Below are 13,594 nucleotides of genomic sequence, written 5' to 3' on the forward strand. Positions count from 1 at the left end.
CTTAAATTCTGCCCAGTATCTAATATATTTTATACGATTTTAAATCGCGTAGTTCGTTAATTAAGACAGCTGCGAAATAACCTTTAAATGTTTTATGAATTTTTTGCTGTAATTCCCTTTCAATTGTTATCCGAAGTGATTCTACAATTGCTTTTATTACTTGTTCATCATCTAAAGACTTGTTTAAATTAACTTCTTCGTAAGTACAAACAACTACATCCCAAAGTTCAATAATATTATTTGCATTTAAATAAGGTGCTGCGTGAACAATAAAATCTTTAGGTAAGAAATATTGCCAATGATCAAACTTACATACAGGTTTCACCTCCATAGAATGAAATGGTTTAAAATCTTCACTTGCTACATTAGACATGTTATTTCCTCCTTCAATGGATTGTAAATCTTTCACTCTCTATATAAATCCAATTCAGAGAAAAGTAGCGTACTCTTTAAAAAGAAATTTTATTGGAGCTACGATACAAAACAAAAAGCAAAATTAATATCGTTAGATCTAATCTTGACTGGAATAAAAACGGAATAATTCCGTTAGAAATGACAGGTAGTTTTGTAAAAGCGAGCGCGGTTATCATAATAATGATTAATGGTAGCGTAGCGTTTCGTACCCATTTGTTAATAGAAATAAGTAAACCAAGGATAACTTCTAATAATGCGAGAACGTACATCATATAATAAGGAAACGGTATCCCAATTTCACTAAATGTAGTTAACATATTTGGTTGTGTTAACTTCATTAGTCCTGAAACGATGAACACAAAAGCAACAACGTAACGAATTAAATCGTAATTAGAAATTGATCTTCTCATAGGCTTATCCCTCCTGAAACAAACATATGAAAGAGAACTATGAAATATGAAACGAAGAACAACGACGATATAAATTGTGATAGGAATATAGAAAAAATCACCATAATCGAAAAAGAAATGATATGATGTTAATACAGAAAAATTTGATTTAATACGGAGTGAGGTTGTACATGTACAAGCGGTTTGTGAAGATGATTCCTAATATGTTTACGCTAGGAAATTTGTTTTGTGGTTTCTTATCTGTAGGCTATGCTGCTGGCGGGCAATTTAGCAATGCAGCTATATTAATATTAATAGGTATGATGCTTGACAGTATGGACGGAAGACTTGCAAGAATGTTAAAAGCAGACAGTCAACTAGGTAAAGAATTAGATTCGTTAGCAGACGTCGTTACGTTTGGGGTAGCACCGGCATTTTTAGTATATTATACGTATTTTCACCAGTTCGGTTTAATAGGGTTAATTATTGCGGGCTTATTCCCGTTGTTTGGAGCGTATCGTCTAGCTCGCTTTAACGTCACAGCAACAAATAGTAACTCGAATTTCTTTACAGGAGTACCGATTACTGCAGCAGGGGGAATAATGGCTCTGCTCACTCTTTTTGGTAACAGTATTCCTCAAATTGTTTCAACTGTTATATTCACAGCACTATGTTTCTTAATGGTAAGTCGTATTAAAATCCCTAGCTTTAAAGAAGTGCCGCTACCGAAATACGGTACAATTATAACCATTTTTATGGGTGGATTACTGTATGTAATTTATAGAGGTACATATGCTCAGTTTCCTTATTTAATATATATAGCAACTCCATTATATATCGCTTTTGTAGCATACCGATTTGTAAAAGGAAAAAATAAAAAGCACATCGATTAATGGTTAGATAATAGTAGAGTGGTTTTTGTTAAAATCCACAGTGATATGAAAAAACACTGACCACTACTATCAGCTCCCTACTGCGGGGTAGCATAAGGAGTGTTAAAGTTCATTCGAATTTTAGCACTCCTTTTCCATTTGTCTAAAAAAGAGATAAAATAGAGTTGAACGGAAATTTTTCATTATTTTAAATCTTGATAGACGTTAAATAAATATGAATAAGGGTCGTTCTTGTTTTGGGCAGATTTTTTTATTCCTTCCGGTAATTGTGAAGCAACTAGTGATGTTAACACTAAAATGACAGAACACATAAAGATAATACTAACGATACCGATCATTATGTCCATCTATGACAGCCTCCTTTCTACAATGTAAGCATAAAATATGAAACGCATTTCAGAGCAAGAAAAAGATTGAACAGAAGGTGATTGTATTGACAAATATTAAAGATATTGCAAAAATGGCTGGAGTTTCCGTCACAACTGTTTCGAGAGTATTAAACAATCATCCGTACGTTAGTGAAGAAAAAAAAGCTGCCGTAGAAAGAGCAATTCAGCTTAGCAATTACCAGCGAAACATTAATGCGGTACACTTAAGTAAAGGAAAAACATTTTTAATTGGAGTAGTGATTCCTTTTTCGAACCACCCTTTTTTCGGATCGTTAGTAGAAGGAATTGCAACGGAAGCAGTGGAAAATAATTATAAGCTCGTTCTTTTTCAAACAAATTATAAGGAAGAAAGAGAAATGGAAGCTTTAATGATGTTAAGAAATAAACAAATTGATGCACTTATTATTTGTTCAAGAGTTTGCCAATGGGATGTTATGGAAGAATATCTTTCGTACGGTCCAATTGTATTATGTGAAGATGCGAGAGAAAGAGAAGTTTCTTCCACGTATATTAACCATTACGAAGTATTTTCAAAAGCGCTAGCATATTTACATACAAAGGGTCATTCTAAAATTGGGTATTGTATAGGAAGGAAAACGGGCTTGAACAGCAAACAGCGAGAAGCAGCGTACAAAGATTTTCATGAAAAAATAAAGGAACCAATTCTACCAGAGTTTATTTTCGATAACTGTTTATATTTCGAAGACGGTGAAAAAGTGGTCAATAAGCTTAGAAGTTTGCATAATAAACCAACTGCTTTACTCGTTACTAGTGATCAAGTAGCAGCAGGAATTTTAACATGTTGTAAAGAGCAAAATATTCCCGTTCCGGATGAACTAGCAATATTAGGTTTTGATAATCAACCGATTGCAAAAGTAATGAATATTACAACGTTTGAAATTCCGTTAGTAGAACTAGGAAAAAAGTTGTTTTTACAGTCGATTGAACATACTATTTCTCATGAGGAAATCAAGGTGAAACTAATTGAGCGAATGACTGTGTAACTATACATAATAGAAGGTGGATATATAGGATGTACTTAACAATAAAAGAAACAGCAGAACACTTATCGGTTACAGAAGAAGCTGTTCAAAAACTAGTAAAAGAGAAAAAAATCCGTGCACTATGGGATGGAGAACAATATATTATTAACAAAGATCAATTCAAAACCCATCTAGAACAAATGGGAAAATACAAAGAAATGATCGAAGAAATACTAAACGAACCAATCCCAGAAGACCCCGACATAAAAGACGAAGATTAACAGAAAAGCGGAAGGGGCTTGTTTAGCGGCGACAAGCACAAGGCAAGCCGGCTAGAAGGTCGCTCTTTGACCTTCTGGACGGATTGACTTGTGACCTCGAGCCGCTAGCCCCTACAGCTAGACAGATAGAAAAGCGAAGGCGGCTCGCTCAGGCCCGACAAGCATAAGACAGGCGCTGCAGGTGGACGCTTTTTGTCCACCGGAAGTGACTGGCTTATGACCTCGAGGGCCAAGCCGCCGAAGCTAGACAGCTAGAAAAGCGGAGGGCGTTCGTTTAGCGGCGTACAAACTGGATCTTTCCTGGCGGAGATAAAGGAAACACAGCGAACGTAAGTGAGCTGATGTTGACTTATCGTACAGAAGGAAAGTGAAGTTTGATAGCCGCTAACGCCCGAAGCTAGACAGATAGAAAAGCGGAAGGGGCTTGCTTAGCGGCGACAAGCACAAGGCAAGCCGGCTAGAAGGTCGCTCTTTGACCTTCTGGACGGATTGACTTGTGACCTCGAGCCGCTAGCCCCTGCAGCTAGACAGAGAAAAGCGAAGGCGGCTCGCTCTGGCCCGACAAGCATAAGACAGGCGCTGCAGGTGGACGCTTTTTGTCCACCGGAAGTGACTGGCTTATGACCTCGAGGGCCAAGCCGCCGTAGCTGGACAGATAGAAAAGCGGAGGCGCTTCGATCAGGCCCGTACAAACTGGACTTTTCCGGTAGGAGATAAAGGAAACACAGCGAGCGAGAGCGAGTTGATGTTGACTTATCGTACGGACGGAGCGGGAAGTTTGATAGGGCCTAAGCGCCGAAGCTAGACAAAAGGAGGGTGCAACCATGGTAACTGCTATTAGAAAAATAAGTAAGGAAGAAGCCTGGAAAATACGGCATAAGGTCATGTGGCCAGATAAACCTTTCGAATACATAAAATTAAAAGACGATGATGCTGGTATTCACTTTGGTCTTTTCAATGATACCCTATTAATTGCAGTCGTATCCCTTTTTGTTAACAACGAAGAAGCCCAATTTAGGAAGTTTGCAACTCTTCTAGAAGAGCAAGGAAAAGGCTATGGTACCGCATTGCTTAAGTATGTTTTAAAGGAAGCTGAAGTTCACGGTGTAAAAAGAATATGGTGTAATGCCAGACAGAATAAGGCCGATTTTTATAGTAAATTCGGTTTGGATGAGACCAGTTTCACATTTATAAAAGGGGGAAAATCTAACGTAATAATGGAGAAGTACCTATAAGGACTACTTTATAATAGAAGAATAATAGGCAAATGGGGAAAGAAAATGGCAACCTTTTTATTACTAATTATATATTTAGCATTTATTAGCCTAGGTTTACCAGATTCATTGCTAGGAGCAGCGTGGCCAGTCATGCAGGTAGACCTTGAAGCTCCACTTGAGACCGCTGGATTGCTCTTCATGACTATTGCTGCTGGTACGATTATCTCGAGCTTATTTAGCGGAAAGGTCCTTAAACGGTTTGGAACTGGTAAAGTAACATTCGTTAGTACTTTAATGACGGCTGGGGCTTTACTTGGATTTTATTTTGCGCCTTCCGTTATTTGGTTGTTTCTATGTGCTATCCCACTTGGTTTAGGAGCGGGGGCAATTGATGCGGGATTAAATGATTATGTTGCTACACATTATAAAGCGCATCATATGAGTTGGTTACATAGTTTTTGGGGAGTTGGGGCTACATTAGGACCTTTCATCATGGCATACTATATTTCAAGACAAAATTCCTGGAGTAGCGGTTATTTAACGATTGCAGTTATCCAATTTGTGTTAGCAATCATACTTTTACTCAGTTTACCCCTATGGAACAGAGGAAATAAAAATAGCGCTATCGACTCAAACGAAAAGTCGGAAGTGGAAAATGTATCATATAAAGATGAAAATGTGAATGACAAACCTTTGAAAATTCGTGGAGTGAAGCTAGCTTTGGCGTCGTTTCTGTTTTATTGCGGAGTGGAAGCTACGATTGGGCTTTGGGGAAGTAGCTATTTAGTGAATGTTAAAGATTTGCCAGCCGCTACAGCAGCACAATGGGTTTCCTTTTATTTTGGAGGAATTACAATTGGTAGATTTATTACCGGATTTATCACGTTTAAAGTAAACAATGTAGTTCTCATTCGGTCAGGACAATTTATTGCCTTAATTGGTGCAGCACTATTATTCTTACCTTTACCACTCTACTTTTCACTTGCAGGCTTTATTTTGGTAGGGCTAGGATTAGCGCCGATTTTTCCGTGTATGTTACACGAAACGCCAGCACGTTTTGGAAAAAAGCATTCCCAAACTATAATGGGTTATCAAATGGCCGTTGCATATACAGGAAGTACGTTTGTGCCACCGCTTCTTGGTGTGATGGCATCAAATACAACGATGGGAATATTTCCGATTTGCGTCGTTATATTAGTAGGAGTAATGTTTTTAAGTACGGAAAAATTAAACAGAGCACTTAAAGGTAAAAATATTAGCCCCACAACGATGTAACTTTTTACCTTTTTAAGAGTTATATTGATATTTATATAATAATAGAGTATAGTTTATGTAAATATTGAAAGGAGGGTTGTTAAAAATGATGCATGCAGGAAGACTACGCCAGCAAACTTTGAACAATAAGTAATTTCATATGTTCAAAGGCTCTGTTTTCATAAAACAGAGTAAACGGGATTAGTCTGCACATTTTTAATAATCTTCAACGGGAATTTTTACAGTTCTTACGTGAGGAAAGGCAGATACTATCTGTCTTTTTTTGTGTTTTATTTTTATATAAAAAAGGGAGACGTCTATTTAGTAGCCCGTTTACTCTTTTACCACAAACAGAAGCTTGTTTGTGTTTTTTTTATGAAAACATTTATGCAAGTTTCAAGTTAAATAGGAATGAAATAAGTAATAAATTGGAGGAAATTATGAATACATTAGAAATTAAACAACTAGCAAACAGTAAAGGGTTAAACATTTTAGAAGAAACAATAAAAATAAATGAGTCTGGTGTTGACTTTAGAGTAGCGCATGCAACAGATGATAACGGCGATAAATGGATACTACGAATACCACGCAGATTACAATCAATGAGACATGCTTTACAAGAGAAAAAGGCATTAGAGGTAATTAACAACGTTACAACATTTCAAGTTCCGAATTGGTCCGTTTTTTCAGAGGATTTAATTGCTTATAAGCAACTAGATGGTATTCCTGCCGCTACAATTGATATGGAAAAACAAGCATACGTATGGAGCTTCGTCGAAAACAATGTACCGGCCGAATATTTTTCCTCATTAGGTAGTGTGCTAGCAAATTTACACTCTTTATCGCAGCAGCCGTTCACAAACTTCGGTGTGGAGATGGTACGTACAAATGAATTAAGATCCTCTATGAGAACAAGAATGGAACGTGTAAAAGAAAAATATGATGTTAATCCAACACTATGGGACCGTTGGCAAGCTTGGTTAGGGGAAGATTCATATTGGCCATCTCATATAGGGGTGAAACATGGAGATATACATCCAGGGCACATCCTCATTAATAGCGATAACTATGTTACAGGCATAATTGATTGGACAGAAGTAGGAATTGGGGATGTATCTGTTGATTTCATGTCGCATCAACTACTTTTTGGTAAAGAGGGGTTGAAAAAATTAATGGATGCGTATGACAATGCTGGAGGGAGAACTTGGTCGAGAATGGATGAACATATTGTGGAACTTCTAACAACGAGCGGAATAACAGTTGCAGAATATGCTCAAGCTTCACGTATGGAAGACATGCATGAAGCAGCTAAACATATGCTTGCAAGTGAAGGTTAATGTTATAAACGGCGAAAAAGCTCAGAGCAATTCTGAGCTTTTTGTCGGTTAGAAGAAGAAAAATTATTCGGCTTCTGTCAGTTCTGGTACTTTTCGATGTTGGGTTGCTTGTTCATAAGCATAACCAATTTGAATTAATTTACCTTCTTCAAATGCTCCAGCAGTAAATGTGACGCCTAACGGTTTCCCTTCCGAAGTATATCCTCCAGGAACAGTAATAGAAGGATAGCCTGCTTTAGCTGGAATAGCTGCACCAAAGTTGTTTGGGAACAGAATAGCATCTAACGAGTTGTTTTGTAATGCAGCATCAATTCCTTGCTCTTGGGAGAAGTAGATATCTTTTTCTCTACTAAGTATATACGCTGCTTCCGTTAATGTTCCGCTTGTTTCTTCACATTTTGTTAGTAAAGTTTGGCCATACGCTAGCATTTTACTAGGGTTTTCAAGATTAAAATCAATTAGTTCTTTTAAATTAGAAACGGGTACATTTACACCAGTGTTTTGCAAGTATGCATTTAAATCCGTTTTAAATTCGTAAATGAGTGTATTGTAATCCCAATTCTCCATTGCTGAAGGGATGTCAATCGAGTCAATAACCGTTGCCCCGAGCTCTTTAAGTTTCGTGATTGCGTCTTTAACTAATTCCCGTTCTTCCTCATTTAAATAAGCAAAGAATGGTTCACTAGCTACACCAATCGTTATTCCTGTTAAGTCTGTATCTTTAAGATAGTCCGTATAAATAATATGTTGATAAGGGTTCGTTAATGTAGCTGGATCACGTTCGTCTTTTTTTGAAAGAACAGAAAGAAGTATGGCAGCGTCCTTAACCGTTCTTGTCATTGGCCCAGCAGTATCTTGGCTGTGGGAGATTGGTATAATACCAGTTCGACTAACAAGACCGACTGTTGGCTTTATCCCGACAATCGAGTTTGAACTTGCCGGGCTAAGAATAGATCCAGAAGTTTCTGTACCAATTGCAGCAACAGCGAAATTTGCCGCAATAGCAGCCCCTGAGCCACTACTAGAACCGCCAACATCAAATTTTCCAGGTCCATAAGGATTTAACACTTGACCTCCGCGTGAACTATATCCGCTAGGCATGTTATCTGTCATGAAGTTTGCCCATTCTGTCATGTTTGTTTTTCCAAGAATTACGGCACCAGCTTCTCTTAATTGTTTGGCAACAAAGGAGTCTTCTACTGCAACATGATTTTCAAGTGCAAGCGAGCCAGCACTAGTATGCATTTTATCCCCTGTATCAATATTGTCTTTTAGTAAAATAGGGATCCCGTGTAATGAACTTCGAGCACCCTTCTGTTTTCTTTCTAAATCTAAGCTCTCCGCAATTTGTACAGCATCAGGGTTTATTTCTAACACGGAATTGATAGAGTCATATGTAGCAATTCTGTGTAAATACATGAGAGTAAGGTCTTTAGAAGTAATGGTACCAGTATCCATAGCTTGTTGAAGAGATTCAATATTAGCTTCTAATAAATTTTCTGCAGCAAATGATGCTAATCTAGGATTATGCATCGAGTTCACCTACTCTTTCTATGAAAAAATATGTTAATTTCTACTATTATCTAAATCTCATTTTACATGAACAATACTAGTCTGAAAACAATTTATTTCGTTCTGCGAATGTTTCGAGTTGGAAAGTGATTTTAGTAATAAATATAATAAATAAACGAACGAGGTTGAGACAAAACTATATTATATCATGTAAAAAAGGAACTATCGCAGGTTTAGCGTAGGAAATATACGTAGACTCCTCGAAAAATGCCTCCGCATTTTTCTTCGTGCGATGTTTCGCTGCCGAAGCCTTCCTTGTCCTGCGGGAGGAAAGGCATAGGTGAGACCCCGCAGTGCGCAGCACGAGGAGGCTCACCAGCCAGCCGCCCGCGGAAAGCGAAGTATATTTCCGAAGCGGTTTATTCCCGTCTACTATTTTTGGGTTCGATTATAAATTTGATAGAAATAGTTATATCCCAACCTTGTAGTATTTGTTCTGTTAGCAATATTTAAAATGTTATATTTTCCGTATTGTCTTCCCGATAAAAATATACTTTTCTTCGATTTAACACAAAAAATGCAAATAGGATAGAGGAGACAAGCATGACGAGTGCTAACGTGATAATAGTAAATCGTAATGAAATAATATCTGCTGTAAATCCAATTGCTAAAATAAATACTACTTGAATAGCGCTTTGTATTAACTGATAAATGCTCGTTACTCTACCCATTATTTCTACTGGAACATTGTTCTGATAGAAAGTCGTAATTCCAGCATTTAAGAACACATTAAAAAATCCTAAAATGACAAACCCAACTACAATCGATAAGAATGACCATGAAAAAGCATAAATGACATAACCGATTGTCATCATGATAAGACCAATGACTATCATATATCGAAGAGAAAAGAAATTCGAAAAAATGGAAAGCAACAAGGCACCTATTACAGAACCAATTCCAGTAATACTTATTAACAAACTATACTCCATCTCAGATAGCCCAATCACTTGTTGAGTAAACACAACTTCTTGCGCATCCATCGCAAAAGAAAAAATCATAATGATAATAAAACCAAAGTAAATAAATGATACATATTTATTATGAGACATGTAGTTTTGTACAACGGTAAAATCTTTAAACACTTGGGGAATAGTCAACGGTGGAATAGTTCCTTTATCAATGTTTTCTTTTTCCGGTAGAAAAATTAATAAGAAGGCAGAAATCAGAAAAAATAATGCATTAAGCCATAATGTTGTTTCAACAGAGGTCAATAAAATAAGCGCGCCTCCAATTGCTGGTCCAACAATAAATGCTCCGGAACTTGCAAAAGAACGAATAGAGTTAAAGCGCTTTCTTTTTTCTTTCGGGACTAGCATGGCGATATATGTCATAGAGGATGGATTGAAAAATGCTTTCGCCACACTTAATACAACTAATATTCCGTATATCACTACCATATTTGGTGCAAAAGGGATGAAGCAGATGAAGACCGCTCTCATTATGTAAGTGACAATCATTACTTTTCTCTTGCTACGATAATCGATAAAACTACCAGTCCAAAACTTCGTAACAATATTCGTAAGTGGACTAACTATCCAAAGTCCTGCTACAGCTGCTGCTGATCCTGTTAGTTGATAGACAATAATATTAATCGTTACTAAATAAATAAAGTCTCCAATACTAGATATCCCAATGGAGGTTAGTAACAGCGTAGGGTCTCTCCAGCCCTTTAAGTGTGCATTCATACATATTTCTCCTTTTAGTTAAGACGTTACAGTATGTGTTTAGAAAAGTAAATGGAACAGAGGAAAAAAGTCCAAGGACGTATCCCATTCATAAGTACTTAAGGAGATACTCACCAAAAAACGAAAAGAGGAGCAGCGGTAACTGCTTCCTCCCTTTACTTTTCAAGAAATTTATAAATATCGTCTACAAATTCTTTCCTATCATACTCGCGATAAGTCCCGTGAACGAAGCGGACTGGATCTCCAAAGAAAAATCGTTCATAAAGAGTCTGTCTGGACCCGAAAGCGCTCATCGTAGCATCCCAGGCTAGACGGAACAGCTTTACTTTTGCTGTCGCATCACAAGTAGCAGCTTGCATGTATTGCTTCACATCTTCTTTTATAGGAGAGCAAAAATCTTTTTCTGTCGGAATAGAGACGAGCCCACTCGCACCTAATAGTTGAACTATCTCTACTAATCTCGGATACTGTTTCGGATATAAAGTAATAGCCGCAGCTAACGGGTTTAAATCAGGTACCATCGTACCCCATTTATCAAAGGAAGCATGGATTTCAGAAGCGAGTAAAAGTGATTTCATTGATTCATAAAAGGCGATAATTTCGACTATTTTCTCACGCACATGTTGATATTCTCCAATTGCAATCGTATCTACAATTGCTTGGGCGAGTCCGAGAATAAAAGCTGTTTTCTCCACTTGCCTTGATACAACTTGGTGAAGAACTAACTGTTTATAGCTACTTTCCGTATATAACGTATTAGCAACTTCAACATTTTCAACGACGAATACTCTTTCCCATGGGACTAACACGCTGTCGAACGTAACGATTGCATCCATCTCTTCGAATCTTGCTCCGAGCGGATGATCCCACGTGGAAGAACGATAGGAAAAAGGTTCTCGACAAAGAAATTTTAAGCCGTCAGTATTGCTAGGAATACTAAAAAAATAGGCAAACGGCTCATCAAACATTTTTAATCCGGAAGAAGAAACGATAATTTCATCGGTAATGCCACCTTGTGTTGCGAGGAGGCGTGCTCCTTTTATGACGATGCCGTCCGCATTTTTTTCAACAATTCTTGCAGCGACGATTCTTTCTTCTGATTCGTAGTATAACTCGGAACGATTCACTTGTGGTGTGACGAATGTATGAGTAAAGGAAAGGTCATGTTCTCTTGCATGCTCATAAAAATTTGCGAGGTTTTCTGCGAATAGAGATCCTTGGGCATCTAATAAACTGTTTGCAGCAGCTAATGCCATTAAGTTTGTATTCATATAGTCAGGTGATCGTCCCATCATCCCTGCCGACGTTTTTGCCCAATACTGTACCATTTTTCTCCGTTTCTCTAAATCTTCTTTCGTAAGAGGTCGTAAAAAAGAAGTACCAATACGGTTACCAGTTGTAGGAGACTTGAATGTCATAATATCTTTTATCGTTGGATCATGTTGTAAATCATATAATGATGCTTGGCTTTTAATGACTCCTTGAAATGCTCGATGAGTCGTTACGTCTGTCACTTTCTCTCCATCAACCCAAACATTACTCTTTAAATTTTGAATTCGTTCTATATATTGCTTACCTGTAGCCGCCCCAAATTACCACCCCTTTAAAATCTAGTGTCAGCAGATTGTGTTAATAAGAATGTTGTCTTTCAGCGGCGATATCATGAATAAGTTTACGTTCCAACATACTATTCATCTCATCGACTCGTTTTAATAAACAATAAATGCCATCAATTAAATTCCAAATGCCAAACGTTAACCAGCCGAGTAAAAGTAAGGCGATCCCAAGTCCGAAATCACCTAAATAAAAACGGTGAACGCCAAACATACCTAAGAAAAACCATAATAAAAATGTTATAAGCTTAGACTTTCTCCGATGTTCTAGTTCAGATGAAAGGATAGAAAGTTGTTCTTGAGTGAGGTTTTGCTTCAGTGATAAATTGCTCATGTTGATTCCTCCTTAAGAAAACGAATAAAAAATGGCCATATACTTACTTTTATAGCTTATTAAGGAGTAAAATATTTCAGAACAAGTAGTTTTTTTAGAGAGGATGAGGAAGATGATGGCTTCAAATATTCAAGAGTTAGATACGCCAACACTTTTAGTAGATTATAAAAAATTAACGAAAAATATAGGAGAGATGAGTTCATTTGCTCGTGAGCAAGGAATCGCACTCCGTCCTCATATAAAAACACATAAAAGTATACATATTGCAAAAATGCAAGTGGAGCATGGGGCAGTCGGGATAACCGTTGCAAAAGTTGACGAAGCGCTTGTGATGGCGAGCGGCGGTATAAAGGATATTTTAATTGCTTATCCAATCGCAAGTCCGCAAAAGATAAAGCGTATTGTGCAGCTTTTACAGGAAAACATTAATGTGAAGTTGGCTGTTGATAGCGTAGAACAGCTAAAATATTTGCAAAAAGAATTAGAAGAAACTCCATTTACGTTAGAAGTGTGGATAAAAGTAAATAGTGGTCTTAACCGATGTGGAGTAGAGCCAGGGAAAGACGCCGTAAAGCTTGCTCAAGCAATTCTGTTTTTATCTAAACTAAAATTAGGTGGGATTTTTACGCATGCTGGTCACTCTTATGGGGCGACATCTTACTACAAAATAGAACAAATTGGTGCTCAAGAAGCAAATGCTGTTATTGAAAGTGCAAATGCATGTGAGGCCGCTGGCATTCCGATTTCTGTGAGAAGTGTTGGGTCGACACCGACATATCGAATCGCTGGAAAAGTTAAAGGGATTACAGAAATACGACCAGGAAATGCGGCGTTCTTTGATAGCATCCAAGTCGGATTAGGTGTGGCAAAAGAAGAAGATTGTGCATTAACAGTACTTGCATCGGTTGTTAGTAAATATGGGGAGGAACGAATCGTTTTTGACACAGGTAGTAAAGCTTTGAATTTAGATAAAGGGGCACACGGGAATAGTACCGTAAACGGGTTTGGGACTGTTGTCGGACATGAAGAAATAACAATCGAACGATTATCAGAAGAACATGGAGTAGGCACGATTAATGGTCATACGAACTTACAAATGAATGATAAAGTACAAATCATTCCGAATCATGCATGTACGGTCGCAAATCTATTTGATGAATATGTTGTACACGACGACGGAAAAGTAATCAACCGTTGGAAAGTAGACGCACGTGGGATGAACAAGTAAGG

13 protein-coding genes and 1 pseudogene are annotated in these 13,594 nt (G+C 37.6%); 7 read left to right on the forward strand and 7 right to left on the reverse strand.

The annotated features are described in order from the left end of the window. Positions 1-19: 19 nt before the first annotated feature. Both BC6307_RS00890 and BC6307_RS00895 read right to left on the reverse strand, forming a co-directional pair. A complete protein-coding gene (locus BC6307_RS00890; protein WP_066418791.1) occupies positions 20-373 on the reverse strand; it encodes a hypothetical protein in 354 nt (117 codons plus the stop codon). A gap of 76 nt (positions 374-449) precedes the next feature. Beyond that, the gene (locus tag BC6307_RS00895; protein WP_066418789.1) at positions 450-824 is read right to left on the reverse strand and encodes a DoxX family protein; all 375 of its coding nucleotides are present in this window, start codon (positions 822-824) and stop codon (positions 450-452) included. A 170-nt stretch (positions 825-994) separates the two neighbouring features. Between BC6307_RS00895 and pssA the strand changes: the two genes are divergently transcribed. After that, a complete protein-coding gene (gene pssA, locus BC6307_RS00900; protein WP_066418786.1) occupies positions 995-1,696 on the forward strand; it encodes a CDP-diacylglycerol--serine O-phosphatidyltransferase in 702 nt (233 codons plus the stop codon). A 182-nt stretch (positions 1,697-1,878) separates the two neighbouring features. On the opposite strand, the gene BC6307_RS24620 is transcribed toward pssA, so the two are convergent. After that, entirely contained in the window at positions 1,879-2,043 is a 165-nt protein-coding gene (locus BC6307_RS24620) for a hypothetical protein (protein WP_157076680.1), read from the reverse strand. Positions 2,044-2,129: 86 nt separating this feature from the next. On the opposite strand from BC6307_RS24620, the gene BC6307_RS00905 reads away from it, so the two are divergent. The 5 genes from BC6307_RS00905 (at position 2,130) to BC6307_RS00925 (ending at position 7,157) form a co-directional block, all read left to right on the forward strand. Next, complete coding sequence (locus BC6307_RS00905) at positions 2,130-3,089, forward strand: LacI family DNA-binding transcriptional regulator (protein ID WP_066418783.1); 960 nt, start codon at positions 2,130-2,132, stop codon at positions 3,087-3,089. Positions 3,090-3,118: 29 nt separating this feature from the next. Further along, a complete protein-coding gene (locus BC6307_RS00910; RefSeq protein WP_066418781.1) occupies positions 3,119-3,349 on the forward strand; it encodes an excisionase family DNA-binding protein in 231 nt (76 codons plus the stop codon). Between the two features lie 824 nt (positions 3,350-4,173). Then, complete coding sequence (locus BC6307_RS00915) at positions 4,174-4,584, forward strand: GNAT family N-acetyltransferase (RefSeq protein ID WP_066421890.1); 411 nt, start codon at positions 4,174-4,176, stop codon at positions 4,582-4,584. Between the two features lie 45 nt (positions 4,585-4,629). After that, positions 4,630-5,841, forward strand: a complete 1,212-nt coding sequence (locus BC6307_RS00920; protein WP_066421893.1) for an MFS transporter — start codon at positions 4,630-4,632, stop codon at positions 5,839-5,841. A gap of 419 nt (positions 5,842-6,260) precedes the next feature. Continuing rightward, positions 6,261-7,157, forward strand: coding sequence for a macrolide 2'-phosphotransferase (locus BC6307_RS00925; RefSeq protein ID WP_066421895.1), 897 nt, complete (start codon positions 6,261-6,263; stop codon positions 7,155-7,157). Positions 7,158-7,220: 63 nt separating this feature from the next. Here BC6307_RS00925 and BC6307_RS00930 read toward each other — a convergent pair whose 3' ends face one another. From BC6307_RS00930 to BC6307_RS00945, 4 genes and pseudogenes are all read right to left on the reverse strand, one after another. Further along, positions 7,221-8,690 (reverse strand): amidase family protein, encoded by a 1,470-nt coding sequence (locus BC6307_RS00930; RefSeq protein ID WP_066421899.1) that lies wholly within the window; start codon positions 8,688-8,690, stop codon positions 7,221-7,223. 488 nt (positions 8,691-9,178) lie between these two features. Beyond that, entirely contained in the window at positions 9,179-10,417 is a 1,239-nt protein-coding gene (locus tag BC6307_RS00935; protein ID WP_066421290.1) for an MFS transporter, read from the reverse strand. Positions 10,418-10,572: 155 nt separating this feature from the next. Beyond that, positions 10,573-11,991 (reverse strand): annotated as a pseudogene (hpaB, locus tag BC6307_RS00940) (4-hydroxyphenylacetate 3-monooxygenase, oxygenase component); the annotation flags it as partial. Positions 11,992-12,046: 55 nt separating this feature from the next. Beyond that, positions 12,047-12,364: a TM2 domain-containing protein gene (locus tag BC6307_RS00945; RefSeq protein WP_066421297.1), complete on the reverse strand. Its 318-nt coding sequence runs from the start codon at positions 12,362-12,364 to the stop codon at positions 12,047-12,049. Positions 12,365-12,476: 112 nt separating this feature from the next. Between BC6307_RS00945 and BC6307_RS00950 the strand changes: the two genes are divergently transcribed. Continuing rightward, positions 12,477-13,592, forward strand: coding sequence for a D-TA family PLP-dependent enzyme (locus tag BC6307_RS00950; RefSeq protein WP_235858327.1), 1,116 nt, complete (start codon positions 12,477-12,479; stop codon positions 13,590-13,592). Positions 13,593-13,594 lie beyond the last annotated feature (2 nt).

Source organism: Sutcliffiella cohnii (genome assembly GCF_002250055.1).
Classification (GTDB): domain Bacteria; phylum Bacillota; class Bacilli; order Bacillales; family Bacillaceae_I; genus Sutcliffiella; species Sutcliffiella cohnii.